Below are 18,902 nucleotides of genomic sequence, written 5' to 3'. Positions count from 1 at the left end.
ACAAACGAGAATAATACAACGATGAATGCATTTTGCAAAGTGCCAAATGCACAATATCGTACGCTTTAGGATTATTGATGTTGATCGAGTGAAAGCTCCATGCGAATGTCTGCGCGGGCGTATTCCGAATTTGGGTCCGTTGGAACCTCCACAAAGCCAAATTTGCGATACAAAGCGAGGGCTGGTTGGAGTGAGCGGTGCGATTCGAGAAAAATTAGTGGCGTTCCGGACGCCTTCGCGTGCTCGATGGACCTCTGCATAAGGTGGTTTGCGATTCCCATACCCTGAAACTCAGTAGCAACCGCCATTTTAGTTAGTTCCAGAACTCCGTCTTCCGAGGGAATTAGTGCAACCGTGCCCGCCGCGAGGCCAGATACGATCGCCATGAATATCTGACCGCCGGGTGCGATCACGGCCTCACGCGGGTTATCGAGAATGTCGCGATCATGCTTCTCGACGGCGAAAAACTTTTCGATCCATTCGTAGTTCAATGCGGCGAAATCTTCGGCCCATTCATCGTTAAATTCAACGATCTCGACTGTCGCAGATCTCATAGTTTCGCTCTAAGCTTTGGCTTCGAACCAGCCTTCCATGACAGACTCTTTGAGAATGATCGTCTGATCGCGTTCCGGTCCGGTCGATATGAGCCCGATCTCAACGCCGATCTGATCGGATAGAAAACGGACATACGCTTGCGCCTTTTCCGGCAGCTTGTCGAAATCTGTCGTTCCAACCGTATCGGACATCCAGCCTGACAGCGTCTCGTAGATCGGTTTGATCTTTGTTAACTCACTGGAAACTGCCGGAAATGTATCAACGCGTCGCCCGTCGATCTCGTACCCGACGCATACCTTGATCTCTTCGAGAGCGTCGAGAACGTCGAGTTTGGTGAGAGCAACAGAATCGAACCCGTTCAGCTCAGCCGCATAACGTGTCGCGACCGCATCGAACCAACCGCACCGACGCGGCCGTTTCGTGACCGAGCCGTATTCGTTGCCGCGCTGACGAATCAGATTCGCCATATCTTCTTCCGAATCGATCATCTCCGTCGGGAACGGCCCTTCTCCGACGCGCGTTGCATATGTGCGGACGATACCCAGAACACCGGTAATATGGTGCGGGGGAATTCCCGCTCCTACCGAAGCACCGCCTGCGGTCGGGTTCGATGACGTGACATATGGATAAGTGCCGTGATCCACATCAAGTAGAGTCGCCTGTGCACCTTCAAGCAATATCTTTTTATTGGCCTTGCGAGCTTCCGCGAGGAAATGCGAGGTTTCGCAAACAAATGGCCGCAGACGTTCGACGAGCGGCGTAATTTCTTCGAGGATCTCATCGGCCCGCAGCGGTTGGTTACCGAACAGAACGATTATCCGATTGGCCTCTTCGAGATTGCGTTCGACTCGCAGTTTCAAAAGCTCGGGGGACATAGCATCGGCGACCCGGATACCGCGTCGTCCTGCTTTGTCTTCGTACGCCGGGCCGATCCCACGAAGTGTTGTGCCGATCTTTTCGTTCCCGAGACGTTCTTCCGACGTGTGATCAAGAGCACGATGGTACGGCATGATCAGGTGAGCACGGCTCGAAACTTTGAGACGGTCCGGCGTGACTGAGATTCCCTTTTCAGCGATCTGATCGACCTCTTCGAAAAAGGCTTTTGGGTCGATAACCATGCCGTTACCGAGAACGCAGGTTTTGTCTTCGTGAATGATACCAGAAGGTAAAAGCCTGAGAACAAAGGCTTTATCACCGACATAGACGCTGTGGCCGGCATTGTGTCCGCCCTGATAGCGGGAGACAATGTCGAACCGATCCGCGAGCAGGTCAACGACCTTTCCCTTACCTTCGTCACCCCACTGGGCTCCGATAATAACAATTATCATAAATGTGTCTGCCAACCAAGGGCATTTTTAACAGGGATAAAATGGATGAAAGAGATAAGAGGGAACAACCTACCCATCCCTTACATCATCTTCAACCCTGTCAATTCATAGTCCAATTATACAGGTCAACATAATTCCTCGCCGCGTTTTCCCACGAATTATCGACCGTCATGCCGTTCCGCTGGATCTTTGCCCAGGATTCCTTATCTTCGTAAGCGAAACGAGCCTCATAGATCTTTTCCAGCAGCTTATCTGCCTGATACGGACCAAATTTGAACCCATTTCCGCGACCGCTGACGGCGTCCCAATTTTCAACCGTGTCGTCCAGTCCGCCCGTGGCTCTAACGATCGGGATCGTTCCGTATCTTAATGAATACATTTGGTTTAGCCCGCACGGCTCAAACTTCGACGGCATCAGGAACATGTCCGCTCCCGCTTCGATCAGATGTGCCAGGCTTTCATTATAGCCGATGTAAACGCCGACCCGCGAGGGGGCATAGTCGCGAAGTGTCTGCAGAAATTGCTCCGAGTCTTTCTCGCCCGAACCAAGCGCAATAAAGAAGCCGCCAGCCGCCAGAATGTCACCCGCTCCCTGTCTAATTAGCTCAACTCCTTTCTGCGAAGTCAGACGCGTAACGGACGCGAATATCGGGCGGTCGAGTTCGATCGTCAGATGAAAGCGATCTAGCAATGCTCGTTTGCATTCTGCCTTTCCCGAGAGATCGTCGATCGAGAAATGTGCCGGCAGTTCTTTGTCTGTTTCGGGATTCCACTCCTCGTAATCGACACCATTTGTGATGCCGATCAACCGGTCAGCACGTTTTCGCGTAAGCCAATCAAGTCCTTGGCCAAACTCAGGCGTCTGTATTTCATAACCGTATCGACGCGAAACGGTAGAAAGCGTATCCGACCTTTCGAGGCCCGCCTTCATAGCCGATGCATAGCCATTAAAGCTAAAACTATCGCGGGCCAAACCGCTCGAAAATCCAAGCGCAGGTAATTCCCCTAATGGAAAACCACCTTGGTATGCCATGTTGTGGATCGAGAAAACCGTTCGGGTGTTTCGCCAATACGACTGATACTGTCGCCTGGCAGCGATCTCGACCGCCGCGAATCCACAATGCCAGTCGTTCAGGTGAACTATGTCGGGTGCCGCTCCGATGCGTTCTAGCAAGACAAGTGCGGCGTGATTGAAGAAGGCAAAGCGTTCGTAGTCCTCTGTATACCCGTAAATCGAGTCGCGGTGAAACAGCGACGGAGCATCGATCAGAAAGGTCGGAGAGCCGTTTGCCTCGCTGTAAAAAGCTCTCGCATGGTACGGGCGTCCGCGCCAATTTAGCCACAGATCATCTATCGCCGTGCTCCAGAGATATTCGCCTTTCGTCTGCCAATAACAAGGGGTGATCAGAAGCGAATCGATGCCGATCTGCTTTAGCGCCTTCGGCAACGCCCCCGCGACGTCTCCCAGGCCTCCGGTCTTGGAATATGGAACTGCTTCAGCAGAGATTACGGCTACGCGCATAAATGAAAAAGTTATCGGTTGTCCGCCGTCAGTTGTCAGAAAGATCCGAAAACTAACTGCTGACAACCGACAACTGACAACTGACAACTACTATGTTTGCATCGACGCTAAAAATTCAGCGTTTGTCTTGGTCTTAGAAAGCCTTTCCAGGACAACTTCCATCTGCTCGACTGGCGACAGCGGATTGAGCACGCGACGCATGACCCAGATCCGGTTAAGGTTTTCCTTATCGATGAGCAATTCTTCCTTTCGAGTACCCGAACGCTGAAGGTCGATCGCCGGAAACAGACGCTTGTCCGAGAGCTTGCGGTCGAGGTGAATTTCCGAGTTACCGGTTCCCTTGAACTCCTCGAAAATAACGTCGTCCATTCTTGAACCTGTATCGATCAGGGCCGTCGCGATGATCGTTAAGCTACCGCCCTCCTCGATGTTACGTGCCGCACCAAAGAACCTCTTCGGCCTCTGTAGAGCATTAGAGTCAATACCGCCCGACAGGATCTTACCTGACGGCGGAACCACAGCGTTGTGTGCCCGCGCGAGACGAGTGATCGAATCCAAAAGTATAACCACGTCGCGTTTGTGCTCGACCAGGCGTTTGGCCTTTTCAATGACCATGTCGGCAACCTGCACGTGGCGTGTCGGCGGTTCGTCAAAGGTCGAGGAAATGACCTCACCCTTAACGCTGCGCTGCATGTCCGTAACTTCCTCAGGACGCTCGTCGATCAGCAAAACGATCAGTGTGACCTCTGGATGGTTCATCGTGATCGAATTGGCGATAGTTTGCAGCAGCATCGTCTTACCGGTACGCGGTGGAGCGACGATCAAAGCACGCTGGCCTTTACCGATCGGCGTGACGAGATCCATGACGCGGGCAGCGATGCGTTCAGGATCACCTTCGATCTCCATCGTCAACTGCTCGTCCGGATAGAGCGGCGTCAGGTTGTCAAAGAAAACCTTCTCTCGCGACTGCTCGGGCGACTCGAAATTGATGGCCTCGACCTTAATGAGAGCGAAATAACGCTCCCCTTCCTTTGGCGGGCGGATCTGGCCGGAAACGGTGTCGCCGGTTCGTAGGTCAAATTTGCGGATCTGGGACGGACTGACATAAATATCGTCCGGGCCAGGCAGATAGTTGTATTCCGGAGCACGCAGGAAGCCGAATCCATCGGGCAGCGTCTCCAATACGCCTTGCGAAAAAATAAGTCCGCTTTTCTCGGTCTGGGCCGCCAGAACCTTGAAGATCAGTTCCTGCTTTCTCAGCCCGGTCGCACCTTCTATGCCCATTTCCTTGGCGATGTGCGTCAGTTCGCTGATCGACATATCTTTGAGGTCGCCGATATTCAGGGTCGTATCTTCGGAACTTCCGTTGTTATTGTCAGAACCCTTTTTCTTCTTTTCAGAAGGGTCGGAACTTACGGCATCGATTTCCTCGACCGGAGCAATTTCCTTTTCGTCAACAGGTGCGGATTTCGCAACTTTCGGTCTACGGGTTTGTGTGGTTTTAGTGGCCATTTTAGAGTCTAGATAATTTGGACGTCGGTTTACCTTGCGACAGCATTCTGCGGTTTTTACGAATTTTCTCGCGCGTTAACGCCCTTGGACTATTCAGAAAGATAAAGCGGAAAAAATCGTACGGATTGTATGTAGTAATGCCAGTGAAATAAGCTAAAGAAGCTTTCAGAGAACTCAAAAGAATCCGGGAACCATAATTATTACAATATGTGATGTTAAAAATCAACCGGAGGTTTAATAATTATTTATCGCCGCGTTAATTTCCGCCCAAACCTGGTCGCGTCCGCGCCCCGTTTGGGCCGAATAACTCAATATCTTGGCACCCGGCAGGACCTTTTCCGCTTCTTTCAACGATTTTCTAAGCTCGTTCGCCGATGTCTTGTCCGACTTTGTCGCGACAATTAGATGCGGCTTACCATTGAACTCAAGCCATTCGTTAAGTTGAATATCCAGATCTGATGGCTTGTGCCTTGAATCCACAAGTTGGATACACAGTGCTAATTCTTCCCGTTCACCCAGGTACTCTTCAGCCATTTTCCCCCAGTCCGCACGCATTGTTTTTGAGACCTTCGCGTAGCCGTAGCCCGGCAGGTCAGCAAAATAGAAGCTGTCGTTTATCAGAAAGAAGTTAATGCTCTGTGTCCGCCCCGGCGTATTTGAAGTACGAGCCAGGCCTTTGCGCAAAAGCAACGAGTTAATCAGGGACGATTTTCCCACATTCGAACGCCCCAAGAAGGCGATCTCCCGTCTGCCGTCAATGATCCAATGGCGCTTTTCAAACGCGCTCTTAACAAAATCGGCAGATGTGATCTTCATCGAGTTTCCCGGGGATCCAATCTATTCAACGGTCGCGGATATCTCCGTAGCCGCGGAATCAGAACTCCATACGACCGGCGTCTCGAGCTTTATTTCGCGACCGCCATCTTCGAGAGCAAGACCCAAAACTTCGTCTATATACTCTACCGCGTGGATCGTCAGATCATCACGTACTTCGTCAGGGATATCGACCAGGTCTTTCTCGTTTTCCTTTGAAAGGATAATAGTTTTCAACCCAAATCGATGTGCCGCGAGCAGCTTTTCTTTAACGCCCCCAATCGGTAATACCTTGCCGCGAAGCGTAATTTCGCCGGTCATTGCAACATCGTGGCGAGCCGCCTTCCCTGTCATTACCGAAACCATTGCAGTTGCGATCGTGATACCTGCGCTCGGCCCATCCTTTGGTATCGCACCTTCGGGAACGTGAATGTGCAGATCTTTCTCGCGAAATATTGCGGAATCGATTCCCAATTCGTCCGCCCGCGTTCGAATGCACGTCAATGCAGCTTTTGCCGATTCCTGCATTACTTCACCGAGTTTCCCTGTCAAAGTAACGTCACCTTTTCCCTTAACAAGCGTCGCCTCGATCTGTAAAACATCGCCGCCAACCTCTGTCCACGCCAGTCCATTCACCAACCCGATCTCGCTCTTGCGAGCAATATCCTGCTTGCGATACCGGATAACACCGAGAAGTTGCTGTACCATTTCAGCATTGACTACAACCCGGAAATTTTCTTTGTCATCTGAACCGACAAACTTCCGGGCGATCTTCCTAAGGCACGAGCCGATCTCGCGCTCAAGGTTTCGGACCCCGGCTTCGCGGGTGTAATGCCTGATGGTTTCAATGATCCCATCGTCTGTAAACACAACCCGTTCCGCATCGATTCCGCTGTTCTCACATTGCTTGTCGATCAGATGCTGCTTCGCTATTTCAAGCTTTTCACGCTCGGTGTAGCCGGAAAGATTCAAAATCTCAAGCCTGTCCTGCAAAGCAGGTGGAATCGTGTGCAAAACATTGGCCGTAGCGATAAAAAATACGTGCGAAAGGTCATAGTCAACGTCAAGATAATGGTCGCGGAACGTGCTGTTCTGCTCCGGATCCAAGACCTCGAGCAACGCTGCGCTCGGGTCGCCGCGATAATCGCGTCCGAGCTTGTCGACCTCGTCAAGAAGGATAACAGGGTTCGTGGTTCCTGCACGTTTCATTAACTGGACGATCTGCCCCGGCATTGAGCCGATATACGTGCGCCGATGCCCGCGGATCTCGGCCTCGTCATGAACTCCGCCCAGTGCCAGTCGCACAAATTTCCGGCCCGTCGCGTTGGCTATCGATTTTCCAAGCGAGGTTTTACCGACTCCCGGAGGCCCGACGAAGCATAGGATCGTCCCTTTCGGATTCTTTACAAGCTGACGAACTGCGAGGAATTCCAGGATCCGTTCCTTGATCTTTTCAAGCCCGTAATGGTCTTCGTTAAGCGTCTTTTCTGCTTCACTTAGCTCCTCGATCTCCTCGGAACGCTGCTGCCACGGCACGTTGATGAGCCAGTCCAAATAAGTCCTCGCGACCGTTCCCTCGGCGGACATCGGCGGCATCGATTCGAGGCGGCCGAATTCCTGCATTGCCTTGTCGGTTGCCTCCTCGGTCATACCGGCTTCAACTATCTTTTCTTTAACTCTTCCAGCTCGGCTTTATCGTCTTTTCGGCCCAGTTCTTTGTGGATGGCTTTGATCTGTTCGTTGAGATAATATTCCCGCTGATGCTTGTCCATCTGTTTCTTGGTACGGGAATGGATGTTGCGGTCGAGCTGGCGTTTTTCGATCTCGGCTTCGAGCACTTCGACCAGCTTTTGCAGGCGTTCGGCGACCGAAACGGTCTCGAGCAACTCCTGCTTTTCATTGACCCCGATCCGCAAATGCGACGACATCGAATCCGCGATCTGCGCCGCCGAAACGCCCCTCAAACTGGCATGAAGAGCATCGGTATAAGCATCCGGCGAGACCCTCAGGAATTGCTCGACCAGCGAGTGAATCTTCTGAAGCAGACCATCGGTCCGATAGCCCGATTCGTCGGTCGCTCCGATGCGGCGGACGTGGGCGTAGAACATTCCGTCCGAGCCCTGCTCGACACGCACCGAACGCCCTCTTTCACGGCCTTCCACGACAACTTTGATCTGACCGTTGTCCTGACGTTGGGCCTGGAGGATGCGGCCCAGAGTTCCGACCTGATAGATCTGATCGGCGGCCGGTTCGTCGACCGTGGCGTCGTGCTGGGTAGCCAGGAAGATCTGCCGTTCGCCCGTCATTGCTTGCTCTAACGCCATTACGGACGAGGGCCGGCCGATCTTGAAGGCGACTTTTGTGTACGGAAAAATGACTACATCTCGAATAGGAACCATCGGAAAACGCTCAATGTCCGAAGGCATCTGGTCTGTAAATTCTTGCATATTTAAAGGGAAAATCTCTTCGCAGAAAACGGCTCTGATTTTTTGAACTTATTGGATTAACTATATTTACGCAAAACCAAGCCGTAAAAGCAATAGCGAATCGCATCGATCAGGAATATTTTTTACCGTCAATTTATGTTTCTAGTAAAGAGCGATTAGGGGCTGGTTTTTACAAATTCCGGAAAAAGAAGATCCGGCTTCCCTGATCCAAGATCGGTCAGCCACGAGCGCCCGAAAGGGCGCCTTTTCGGGCGCCGGATCCGGCGAAATTTTTCGTGTCACAAATCGAAATTTTCCAAATAACGCCAATTTCCCGCCCATCACCGCGAGGTGCCCGTGTTTATTGGGATTGGTAGAGTACTTTGGGCACATTGGTACATGAAAAGTGCGAGATTGGTAGAGTTATTTTCTTGATTGGTCAAAGGTGTTTTTGGCCTCTGAACCGGCAAATTTCCTGGCGCGTCGCTGCTGAAGCAGCTCATTTGCCGTTCGCCGTCGGATCTTTCTCAATGGGCAGCGAGATGGGGATAAGATCGGAATCCAGTGAAAATATCTGGTGGCGCGGAGTCAGCCGGCGAGCCATTTGAGGGCCTCAGATTCTGAGGTGGTGACGAGGAATCGGGCGCCTCGGTTGACGGCGGCTAGTTCGCCTAGTTTGGTGACTTGTCCGGGGGGCATGACGAGGGCGGCTTTGATCTTTGAGCGAAAGATCTCGGCGACACGCTGGCCGCCGGCGAAGCGTTCGGCTTCGGTCATGTCGATGTCGAGCTGGCGGCAGTCGATGAGGAGTTTGCTTTGAGCGTTGGCGAGGGCGATGTTTCTGAGTTCAGAGATAAATCCGGGCAGGTCTTCGAACGCATATTCGCCGGTTGCAGTGACACGGACAAAGTCGGGTTCAACTGTTGTGGCGATCTTGTACTTCATTTTTACAATTAGAAAACACGGCAAAAATACAGCCGAATTAATTGTTTTGCAAAGTGCAGCGTGCCTGTCCTGGGATCAGCCAGGCACGCTGCACTTGCGGTCAAGGGTTACGGCCTCGGCGATGCCGCGGGCGTTGGTGTCGGAGCCGGGGTTGGCGGCGGCGGCATTTCGGCGGCCGAGAATCTCGGCAGCAGGCCGTCACGCATCGCAAGCGTATAAACAGCCGCTGCGAAGATGATCGACGATGCTTTCACATCGGCCTCGATTATGCGTTCGTAGGTATCGATATTCGTGTGCCATGTGCCCGCAAAGTACTCGATCGGGTCCTGCTGAGTACCGATTCCGGGTAAGCCCGCAAAATTGAACGACGTGCTGTCTGTTCCACCGGTCGCACGGCTCTTGGTCGTGTTGACGCCGGCGAAGCCGAGATCGGGGAACGGTGCCAGAGCATCGCGCAGGACAGTCGCTGTTTCGGCCGGGCCGAAAACATTAAGTGCCCGAGCCTTACCGGTTCCGCTGTCGATGTTGAAATAACCGCCGAACTTGGCGTATTCGGGCGTCGGATTTTCAAACGTGCCGAAGTGGCGTTTGACGTACGCGGCCGAGCCGAGCAGTCCCTGTTCTTCACCGCCCCAGCAGGCGACGCGGATCGTGCGGCGAGGTTTGACGCCGATGGCTTTCAGAATGCGTGCGGCTTCCATCATCGTTGCGCAGCCGACCGCGTTGTCGGTCGCACCGGTTGCCGAGTGCCACGAATCGAGGTGGCCGCCGAGCATGATGACTTCGTCCTTTTTGTCCGAACCCCAGATCTCGCCGACTACGTTGTAGCTTGTGACGCCATCGGGCACGGTGTGGCTGCGAAGGTCGAATTCGAGCGTGACAGGCGTTTTGTGCTGGATGAGGCGATAGATGCGGCCGAAATCTTCGGTACGCATGACGACCGTCGGGACGACCTTGGTAACGTCGAACGTGCGGTTATTGAATGCACGAACGAGGCCGCGATCGAGCTGTGATTCATTGACGCGAACCAGAACTTTGTTGTCGAGCAGGAATTTATCGAGCTGGTCGCTGATCTGAGCTCCGGTCAGAGCATTCGGACGCGGTGTGACCTGTCCGCCGCCGCCCGGTCCGCCCGGACCGCCGCCGCGAGGCCCGCCGCCAGGTCCGCCTGCTCCGCCGCCGAGGGCGGCACAATCAGCCGGAGTTTTGGTCGGGTCCATACGGCATTTGAGAACGGCGTCGTCGACACGTTTTGGTGCCTGCGGCGTCGACTGGTCGATGAAAGTTTGTGTTCCAACGAGCACGATTTTACCGGCGATGTCGCCTTTTACCTTGTCAAAATAAGCCGTCAGCTCTTCTTGGGTCGGATTCTGCATGATACGCGGATTCGCCGCTGCCGGGAATGACGGAAGGACCATGCTTACAGCCTCTGCCGTGACAGGGCCTTTGGTCGAAGGCGTCCACGCGAGCACTTCGAATGTCAGCGTGTCGGCAACGGGCTTGAGCATGACGCCGGTGTTGCGGTCATTGACCCAACCCGGATGCCCGAAGTCCCACGCCTCGAGATCCGCAAAATCAAAGCCCCACGATTTCATTTCGCGGGCCGCCCATTTCGCGGCGTTCACGTGATTTGGCGAACCGGTCAAACGCGGGCCGTAGAGATCGGTAAAATAATGCATCGTGTTCATTATTTTCGAATTCTCCATTCCCTCTTTGCGGATCGCGGCGTAAACCTCGTCCCGTTTAGCATCCTGCGCCAGCATTGCCGCCGGCATCACAAAAGACTGCAGCAATAAAACCACTGCCGCGATATGTAACGATCTGTATTTCTTCATAATCAAACAGCCCGGCAAAGCCGCAGCCTTCCCGTCTTCCCCTAAAGATTCTCCTGATAAAATTTCCCGGCTACCCTGCCGAAATTGAAAGTGTGAATGAATAATACACTAACATCGACGAAAAAGTTTCGCGAATTCCGAGTCGATTCTTTAGAAGACCGCACTTTTTCGCGAATTCACATTCGGTACACCCGGAAATTCTTCTGATACAATCGAAATATGTGCGGAAGAGCTTCACAGGTCCACGTCAGCCGGTATGAGAAGTACATTTCTTATTGGGAAACGCCCGACGAATTTGTCGAGCGGCGAAATCTGCGGCCGACCGAGCCGGCGTTCATCGTCGCCCGCCGCGGTGACGGGCTGATCAAAACGCTCGAAGCCCGCTGGTGGTGCCAGTGGGACGGTGCGGGCAAATTCGAGGCAAAATATCCGACCTTCAACGCCCGCGTCGAGACGATGCACGAGAAAAAACTCTGGCCCGCGTTGCTCAAGAAAGGCCAGCGATGCCTGTTCCCGGTCGACAGTTTCTATGAATGGCCCATCAAGGGCAAAGGCCTGCCGCCCGTCGAGATCTTTGTAAAAGGCCGAACACCGTATGCCCTCGCCGGCCTCTGGAGCCGCTATTTCGAGAACGGCCAGACGCGGTATTCGTTCACGGTATTCACCACCGAACCGAACGATTTCATGCGCCCGATCCACGAAAAAGCCATGCCCGTAATCTTCACCAACCTCGACGAACAAAACCTCTGGCTAACCGAAGGCGACGAAGAACTCCTCCGCCCCTACCAAGGCCAAATGGAATCCGACCAACTCCCCGACCCCCTCGAAAAACTCTACCCGGAAGAGAATCACAAGTACTGAGAACGATCATAAAAAGATCTCTCGATCCAGCCAGCGGAGCAACCTCACCGGTTTATCGTACCGGCTAAACGCCAATTTATCCGAAAGATGCGTCTGAATCGGTCTTTTTATCGTGATATGAGGGGTAAGGAATGAGATATTCTATTTTTCTTTTCGTTTTCGCGATGTTCTCTGTGGGAATTTTTGCCACGCAGGCTTCGGCACAGATGACGGCGGACGCTTATTTTAATCGGGCGGTCGACCGGCAGAAAGATGGTGACCCGGACGGGGCGATCGAGGATTATACTAAGGCTCTGGAACTCGCTCCCGACGACACCGACGCTTACGTTAACCGTGCCATCGTACGCAAGAACAAGGGCGACCTCGACGGAGCGATCAAGGATCTAACGGCTGCTCTTAGGATCGATCCGGATCTAGCGAGTGCGTATCTCAATCGCGGCGTTGTTTACAAATTGAAAGGAAATACCGACGCCGCCATCACCGATTACACGCGGGCGATCGGCCTCGCATCGTCGAGCACGTCGGCGTATTACAATCGTGGAACGGCCCGCCGCGACAAAGGCGACCTCACGGGTGCCGAAGCCGACTTCAGCAAGGTCATCGAGCTTAATCCACAGCACGCAAAGGCTTTAGCGAATCGCGGAAAGATACGGCTGCTGCTGAAAGATCTCGACGCAGCCGTCGCTGATCTGACAGCAGCGATCGCGATCGACGCCAAATTCGCGGAGGCCTACAAGAATCGCGCCGCCGCCTACCGCCTCCTTAAAAAGATCCCACTCGCCGAAGCCGACGAACAAAAGGCCGCCGAACTGGAAGCCAAGTCGAAGCTTTTGTAATGTTTGCTATCATTACGAATGCTTCCAAAATTTTTCCCTAACCAAAACCCATTCCGTGAGTGGCTCGAAAAGAACCACGAGACTGAGACCGAGCTTCTGGTCAGATTTAACAAGGTCGGCAGCGGAAAACCAAACATGACATGGCCCGAATCGGTCGATCAGGCTCTCTGCTTCGGCTGGATCGACGGCGTGCGAAGGCGCATCGATGACGAAAGCTATTCGATCAGATTCACACCGCGAAAAGCGGGCAGTATTTGGAGTGGGGTGAATATTCGAAAGGTCGAAGAGCTTACAAATGCCGGGGTGATGAAGCCTGCCGGCATCGCGGCTTTCGAAAAGCGAACTGAAAAGAGGTCGGCGATCTATTCTTATGAAAAAGAAGCGAGTGAGCTTTCGTCAGAATTTGAAAAGCAGTTCCGCAATAACAAGAAGGCTTGGGCGTTTTTCACTTCGCAGGCACCGTCGTATCAAAAGATAATGATCCATCATATAATGGACGCGAAACAGGAAAAAACGCGGATATCACGTCTCGCCGCTACGATAAGCGCGAGCGAGGATCATCGCCGTCTAAGATAACGACCAATGAAACCACTTCTCTCATCGATCAGTTCCGACCTGTCGCACTTGCTGCACAAATGCGGGCGGGTCAGGACGTTTGGCGTGGACGAAGAAGTCTTCGCGGGCGGCGACGATGCCGCTTTTCTGCCTATTGTTTTATCAGGGCGGGTAAAGATGATCCACTTTCTCGAACCGGGCAAGGAAGTGATCATCGGAGTTTTTCAGGAGGGCGAGATGTTCGCCGTGCCGCCGGTCTTTGATGGAGGTAAATATCCCGCGACCGCCATCGCTATGGAAGAATCCCGCCTGCTGCTGATCGCCCGCAATGATTTTCTCAATACGCTGCGGACCTCGAGCGAATTCTCCTTTACGGTGATCGATTGGATGTGCGGAATGCTGCGGGAAAAAACGGCGACTATCCACAATCTCGCTACCGCTTCGCCTGAACATCGCGTGGCGAGCATTTTGCTTAAACTCGCCCTCAAAGAATGCGGTGACGGCCCGGTTCGAATAACGCATCGCCGTCAGGATATCGCCCGAATGGCCGGGCTCACGACCGAAACTACGATCCGTTCGATCCGCAAACTTGCTGATAAAGGAGTTGTTACGATCTCTCATGGCAAGATCGTCGTCGAAGAGCGTCGACCTCTGCAGGATTATCTCGAGGGATAGCTAGCCGCTCGTTGATCTCGCCCACGTAGTGCAGCATCCTGTCCGCGATCGCTCTAGCTCTGACCTTAATAAAATCCGCCCTCTCGCCTGAAAATGTACCGTCGACCGTTTCGGTAAAGATCTCAAGCCAGCGTGTAAAATGTTCGGGTAAAAGGGGCGTTTTCTCAGTAAGTTCACCATGAACCAGCAAAGGATGGCGGCCATGACGCTGATAATCGCCGGTGTGAAAAACGATGGTTTCCCAAAAATCTCCGATGATCGGAAGGTGGCGGTCAAGGTCGAGTCTGGCAACGTCCGTAAAAATGTAGCCGATGACATCGTCTTTGATCGCCCGCGAATAGAACATTTTCATCAGGGCATCGATATCCTCGCGGTTTTGAATATCTGTTTTCATGGCGAATTAATAGTATTGTGAAAATGCGGCCCGTTTTGTGACGAGCCGCACTATTTTCAACGTTTTACCCTATGGAAGTTCGGTTCGTTCGCCTTTGGTAAGCATCAACTTTAATGCAAACCAAACAAAAGCCAATGCTCCGAGAGCAAAAACCGAGTCGCCAAAGAGCCTCATCCATCGCAGGTTTTGGAGTAATGCCGTCTGCATGAATTCAGGACTGCGTGCCGACCAATAACCGACCGAAACCGATTGGTAAGTCTGCAGCAAGCCGATCGGCAGCAGGCTGAGCAATATCTCCATCAGCATTCCGATATTGATCGCCCAGAATGCAAAGCTGAGCAGCTTTGTATTCCATTTACGCTCCGGCTCAATTGCACGCATGCAGAACAATAGAAGTGCCAGGCCCAGCGTTCCGTAAACACCGTAAAGTGCTCCATGAGCGTGAGTTGCGGTCGTGTTCAGTCCCTGCATGTAATAGAGAGCGATCGGCGGATTGATCATAAATCCGAAGATGCCGGCACCGACCAGATTCCAAAACGCCACTGCAACAAAGAAATACACGACCCATTTGTACTGTGCGAGCCATGGCTTCTTTTTCGAGTGACGAATGTTGTCGAAGGCTTCGTAGCCAACGAATACCAGCGGTACGATCTCGAGTGCACTGAATACCGATCCGAATGCCAATGCGATCGTCGGCGTGCCGGAGAAATACAAGTGATGCATCGTGCCGATGATGCCGCCGCTTAGATAGATTGCTCCGGATAATAGGGATGCCTGCGCGGCGTGCTCGGCATTGATAACTTTAAGCCGGGCAAACAAGAACGCGATCACGACCGTCGCAAAAACCTCGAAAAAGCCTTCGACCCAGAGGTGAACGACCCACCAGCGCCAATATTCGACGACGGTTAGATTTGACCTCATTCCCCAGAATAATCCCGGTGCGTAAAACAAGGCGATGCCAGCCGTCGTGCCGAGGTAGAGCAACACGAGTGATTTGTTATTCCCTGCTTTGTTGAGTCCCGCGATCGCTGACCTGCCAACGAGAACCAGCCACAACAGAAGCCCAACAAATAGAGCGGCCTGCCACACACGGCCGAGGTCGACGTATTCGTAGCCCTGATGGCCGAACCAGAACCAGAGATCGCCATTGCCGAGCTTGTGCATGACGCTCATCCATTGCCCGCCCATCGAACCGAGAACAACTATGAGCAAAGCTCCGAACAAAAGATCAACACCGAGCTTCTGTTTTTTCGGCTCATAGCCGCAAATGTACGGTGCGATAAATAGTCCGGCTGCAAGCCATGCGGTCGCGATCCAGAATATTCCGAGCTGCGTGTGCCACGTGCGCGTCACGACGTATGGCAAATAATCCTGCAACGGAATTCCATAAAATCCACCGCCCTCGACGCCGTAGTGAGCCGTGATTATTCCCATCACGATCTGCAAGAGAAAAAGGAGCGAGACGACGAAAAAGTACTTGACGGTCGCTTTTTGCGAGGGCGTCAAGGTCTCACCAATGAGCGGATCCGAATCCGGCGGCATCGACGCGTCGCCTTCCTTTCGCCAGCCCGCGTAGAACCAGACCATAGCTCCGATGCCCGCGATCAGCATGATCACGCTCACCCCTGTCCACACGATCGCAGAACTCGTCGGCACGTTTCCGACGAGCGGCTCTGACGGGAAATTACTGGTGTAAGAGATCGTGTTGTTCGGACGATTCGCCGCAGATGCCCACGCGGTCCAGAAGAAGAAGGATGTCAGATCTCGCAACTTCGCGGGATCGGACTGCGCGTTTCGCTGTATTGCGTAATCCTTGTTTCCGTTGGCGAAAACGTCCGAGTAATGTTTAAGATTCTCCTCGAATGCCTTAGCTCGAAGCGGATCGACGGTGATGCGGCCGATCGCTTCGTCGTAGGTATTTTTCCGCATCAGATCCTGCAGCCGCTGACGCAGCGAAGCCTGCTTTTCGCTAGCGAGGCTGTCGTAACTGCCTCCGAATTCCGCGTTCGACCACGTATTCAGGATAAATACCGACTCGCGATGCAAATAATCGGCCGTCCAATCAGGAGCGACGTAAGAGCCGTGCCCCCAGATCGACCCAACCTGCATTCCGCCCATCGCCTGCCAAACGTTTTGGCCATTCGAAACCTGTTCAGGCGCTATTAACTGCGAGCCGTCAGTGGTTACAACCTCTTTAGGGATCGGCGGGGCCTGCCTGAATATCTCCGTTCCGACCCATCCCAAAATTGCGAATGAAAAAACAAATACCGCTCCAAGTATCAACCAAAGCCTCTTCATCTCATTGTCTCCTCGCGACCAATCGTCGCTGACTATTGCTTACCAAATGTAATTTCACGCACTCTTGAATTTGCTGACGATCAAGTGGAGTGCGGGCTCGGCCCGGACCTCGTGTACAACGCCAGGCTCCAGGGTTATCAGTGTTCCGGTCTGCATTGCGATTGACTCGTCCAGTTCTTCGCCGGCAAAGAACGTTCCGGTTCCCGAAATGCAAAAAACAGTTATGGGCTCGGCGGCATTGTGCCTCGAGAGAACAGCACTATTATTGAGCCGAACTTCGACAATACGGCGAAACGGCCCGTTGTACAGTTCAGTCAATTTCTTGTCCTCCGCAGGATCATCCGCCTCCTGAAACTCTTTGATCAGTTGTATGTTGTTCATTCTTACTCCTTTTCTACAAACAAAGCTATCAGCGGAGCGGCGTGGAAAAAATGATTTCAATCATAAGTGCTATTTTTATTTGTTGATCATTGGAGGAGGCCGGAAAGAGCGCAAAGAAAAGCACGGACCGGAAATTCCCGGCCCGTGCTTAACGTACTGGAATGTGTTGGCGACTAGCCTTTCGCTTTCTTGATCTCTTCGATCAACACCGGTACCGCGTCAAACAGGTCACCGACGATGCCATAATCGGCAATGTCGAAGATCGGAGCCTCAGCGTCCTTGTTGACGGCGATGATCGTTCCGGCGTTCTTCATGCCGACGATATGCTGGATCGCACCGGAAATGCCAAGAGCGATGTACACCTTCGGAGCGACGGTCTGGCCCGACGAACCGATCTGGCGGTCGATCGGCAGCCAATCGCTGTCGCAGATAGGACGTGAGGCAGCAAGGTCAGCACCGAGAACGTCAGCCAATTGCTGGGCAAGGGCGATATTCTCTTGCGATTTGATACCTCGGCCAACCGCTACGATGATCTCGGATTTGCTGAGATCGACCGTGGCTTTTGCTTCTTGGAAGGGAGCCTCGGGCGTCATGCGTATTTCGCCGACGCTCACATCCATCGTCTCAACCGCAGCACTTCCCTTTTCGGCGCTGTCACCGCGGAACGAGCCCGATTGGAAAGTGACGAAATAAGGGGCATCACCGCCGATAGTGACATCAGCATCAAGCTTGCCAAGGAAAATACGGCGTGTGAGCGTTAGTTTACCACCATCTGCTCTGTAGCGGATGCAGTCGCCAACGACCTCGCGACCGAGACGCGCCGCAACTTTCGGAGCGAAATCACGAACCTGATAGGTGTGCGACATCACGACGTATTGCGGATTTGTCGCTTTAACAACCTGTTCCCAAGCATCCGCATAGCCGTCGGGTGTGTAGGTGCCAAGTTTCTCATTCTTTGCAACGATGACCTTTTCGATGTTATAACCGGCGATCTCCTGAGCGAGCGAGCAATCTTTGTCGCACGGCAGAACTGCCGCAACCTTAAGGCCGAGGTCTTTGCCGATCGCCTGAGCAGCGGTGATCGCTTCGAGCGAGGTTTTGTTGAGGACGCAATCCTTGTGTTCGATAAATACTAAGATCATATGACGCGAACCTCCGTTCTGAGCTTTTCAACCAATTCGACCGCACCGGCTTTAGCATCTCCATTGCCGAGCATTTGGGTCTGTTTGGATTTAAGAGGCAGGTAAACTTTTTCAACTCTTGAAGCCGATGCAAATGCCTCGATCGCCGGCGTGACGTCGCGGATCTCTTTCTTCTTCGCGGCCATGATGCCTTTGAGCGAAGCGTAACGGATCTGCGATATGCCCGACTGGATCGTCAGCAATGACGGCATCTTGTAGGTAAACCATTGATACCAGCCGCTCTCGAGTTCACGTTTGACACGGAGCGTGTCACTGAGGCTAGCACGGTCAACTTCGATCACAATGGTCGCGTGCGGAATGCCGAGCAATTCTGCCAGGATCACGCCCGTCTGCCCATGGCTCGCATCGTCAGACTGCAGCCCGGTAAAAATAAGGTCTGCATTCTCTTCGCGGATCGCATCGGCGATCGCCTTCGCGATCTGATACGGCGAAAGGCTCTTGCTGTCGTCCACGACAACGTGGATCGCTCGATCAGCACCACGAGCGAGAGCGTCTTTGATAACGGTCTTCGCGGTCTGCGGCCCAAGCGTGCAAACGACGACCTCGCCTGCACCTTTAGCTTCGACGGTCCGAAGAGCTTCCTCGAGAGCATATCCGTCAGACTCATTGGTCTGCTGCGAGATATCAGCCTCGTTGATCCATTTTTCATCGCCCGCGATGCGTAGTACGGCATCTTTATTGGCGACTTGTTTCATTAGTACGATAATTTTCATATTAAAAATGAATGGTCATTCATTTGTAGGATATAAGAAAAGCGCCAATGC

At 53.0% G+C, this 18,902-nt stretch carries 16 protein-coding genes and 1 pseudogene; 4 read left to right on the top strand and 13 right to left on the bottom strand.

Annotated elements, in window-relative coordinates:
• Window positions 1-71: 71 nt before the first annotated feature.
• From IPG22_16320 to IPG22_16285, 8 genes and pseudogenes are all read right to left on the bottom strand, one after another.
• Window positions 72-554: a GNAT family N-acetyltransferase gene (locus IPG22_16320; GenBank protein MBK6589854.1), complete on the bottom strand. Its 483-nt coding sequence runs from the start codon at window positions 552-554 to the stop codon at window positions 72-74.
• A gap of 9 nt (window positions 555-563) precedes the next feature.
• Window positions 564-1,883 (bottom strand): adenylosuccinate synthase, encoded by a 1,320-nt coding sequence (locus IPG22_16315; GenBank protein ID MBK6589853.1) that lies wholly within the window; start codon window positions 1,881-1,883, stop codon window positions 564-566.
• A gap of 100 nt (window positions 1,884-1,983) precedes the next feature.
• Window positions 1,984-3,405, bottom strand: coding sequence for a glycogen synthase (locus IPG22_16310; protein MBK6589852.1), 1,422 nt, complete (start codon window positions 3,403-3,405; stop codon window positions 1,984-1,986).
• 90 nt (window positions 3,406-3,495) lie between these two features.
• On the bottom strand, window positions 3,496-4,917 hold the full coding sequence (gene rho, locus IPG22_16305; GenBank protein ID MBK6589851.1) for a transcription termination factor Rho: 1,422 nt from the start codon (window positions 4,915-4,917) through the stop codon (window positions 3,496-3,498).
• Window positions 4,918-5,151: 234 nt separating this feature from the next.
• On the bottom strand, window positions 5,152-5,733 hold the full coding sequence (locus tag IPG22_16300; protein ID MBK6589850.1) for a YihA family ribosome biogenesis GTP-binding protein: 582 nt from the start codon (window positions 5,731-5,733) through the stop codon (window positions 5,152-5,154).
• A 21-nt stretch (window positions 5,734-5,754) separates the two neighbouring features.
• Window positions 5,755-8,177, bottom strand: a pseudogene (lon, locus tag IPG22_16295) (endopeptidase La).
• A 567-nt stretch (window positions 8,178-8,744) separates the two neighbouring features.
• On the bottom strand, window positions 8,745-9,101 hold the full coding sequence (locus IPG22_16290) for a hypothetical protein (GenBank protein MBK6589849.1): 357 nt from the start codon (window positions 9,099-9,101) through the stop codon (window positions 8,745-8,747).
• Between the two features lie 107 nt (window positions 9,102-9,208).
• Window positions 9,209-10,936, bottom strand: a complete 1,728-nt coding sequence (locus tag IPG22_16285; protein ID MBK6589848.1) for a M20/M25/M40 family metallo-hydrolase — start codon at window positions 10,934-10,936, stop codon at window positions 9,209-9,211.
• A gap of 219 nt (window positions 10,937-11,155) precedes the next feature.
• On the opposite strand from IPG22_16285, the gene IPG22_16280 reads away from it, so the two are divergent.
• The 4 genes from IPG22_16280 to IPG22_16265 all read left to right on the top strand — a co-directional run bounded on the left by IPG22_16280 (window position 11,156) and on the right by IPG22_16265 (window position 13,863).
• The gene (locus IPG22_16280; GenBank protein ID MBK6589847.1) at window positions 11,156-11,797 is read left to right on the top strand and encodes an SOS response-associated peptidase family protein; all 642 of its coding nucleotides are present in this window, start codon (window positions 11,156-11,158) and stop codon (window positions 11,795-11,797) included.
• 131 nt (window positions 11,798-11,928) lie between these two features.
• A complete protein-coding gene (locus IPG22_16275; protein MBK6589846.1) occupies window positions 11,929-12,633 on the top strand; it encodes a tetratricopeptide repeat protein in 705 nt (234 codons plus the stop codon).
• Window positions 12,634-12,651: 18 nt separating this feature from the next.
• Window positions 12,652-13,209, top strand: a complete 558-nt coding sequence (locus IPG22_16270) for a YdeI/OmpD-associated family protein (protein MBK6589845.1) — start codon at window positions 12,652-12,654, stop codon at window positions 13,207-13,209.
• A gap of 6 nt (window positions 13,210-13,215) precedes the next feature.
• A complete protein-coding gene (locus IPG22_16265; GenBank protein MBK6589844.1) occupies window positions 13,216-13,863 on the top strand; it encodes a Crp/Fnr family transcriptional regulator in 648 nt (215 codons plus the stop codon).
• Here IPG22_16265 and IPG22_16260 read toward each other — a convergent pair.
• From IPG22_16260 to IPG22_16240, 5 genes are all read right to left on the bottom strand, one after another.
• Window positions 13,796-14,257, bottom strand: a complete 462-nt coding sequence (locus IPG22_16260; GenBank protein ID MBK6589843.1) for a group III truncated hemoglobin — start codon at window positions 14,255-14,257, stop codon at window positions 13,796-13,798. The genes IPG22_16265 and IPG22_16260 overlap by 68 nt on opposite strands.
• A 69-nt stretch (window positions 14,258-14,326) precedes the next feature.
• Entirely contained in the window at window positions 14,327-16,555 is a 2,229-nt protein-coding gene (locus IPG22_16255; GenBank protein MBK6589842.1) for a nitric-oxide reductase large subunit, read from the bottom strand.
• Between the two features lie 54 nt (window positions 16,556-16,609).
• Window positions 16,610-16,936, bottom strand: coding sequence for a hypothetical protein (locus IPG22_16250; protein ID MBK6589841.1), 327 nt, complete (start codon window positions 16,934-16,936; stop codon window positions 16,610-16,612).
• A 173-nt stretch (window positions 16,937-17,109) separates the two neighbouring features.
• Window positions 17,110-18,078: an electron transfer flavoprotein subunit alpha/FixB family protein gene (locus IPG22_16245; protein MBK6589840.1), complete on the bottom strand. Its 969-nt coding sequence runs from the start codon at window positions 18,076-18,078 to the stop codon at window positions 17,110-17,112.
• Window positions 18,075-18,851 carry an electron transfer flavoprotein subunit beta/FixA family protein gene (locus tag IPG22_16240; GenBank protein MBK6589839.1) on the bottom strand — a complete coding sequence of 259 codons (777 nt, stop codon included), beginning with the start codon at window positions 18,849-18,851 and terminating at the stop codon, window positions 18,075-18,077. Before IPG22_16240 ends, IPG22_16245 begins: the two co-directional genes overlap by 4 nt.
• Window positions 18,852-18,902: the final 51 nt, after the last annotated feature.

The sequence above is a fragment of the Acidobacteriota bacterium genome, assembly GCA_016703965.1.
In the GTDB taxonomy this organism is placed as follows: Bacteria; Acidobacteriota; Blastocatellia; order Pyrinomonadales; family Pyrinomonadaceae; genus OLB17.
Note: the sequence above shows the minus strand (reverse complement) of the source record. Positions and strands in the feature narration are given on the sequence as shown.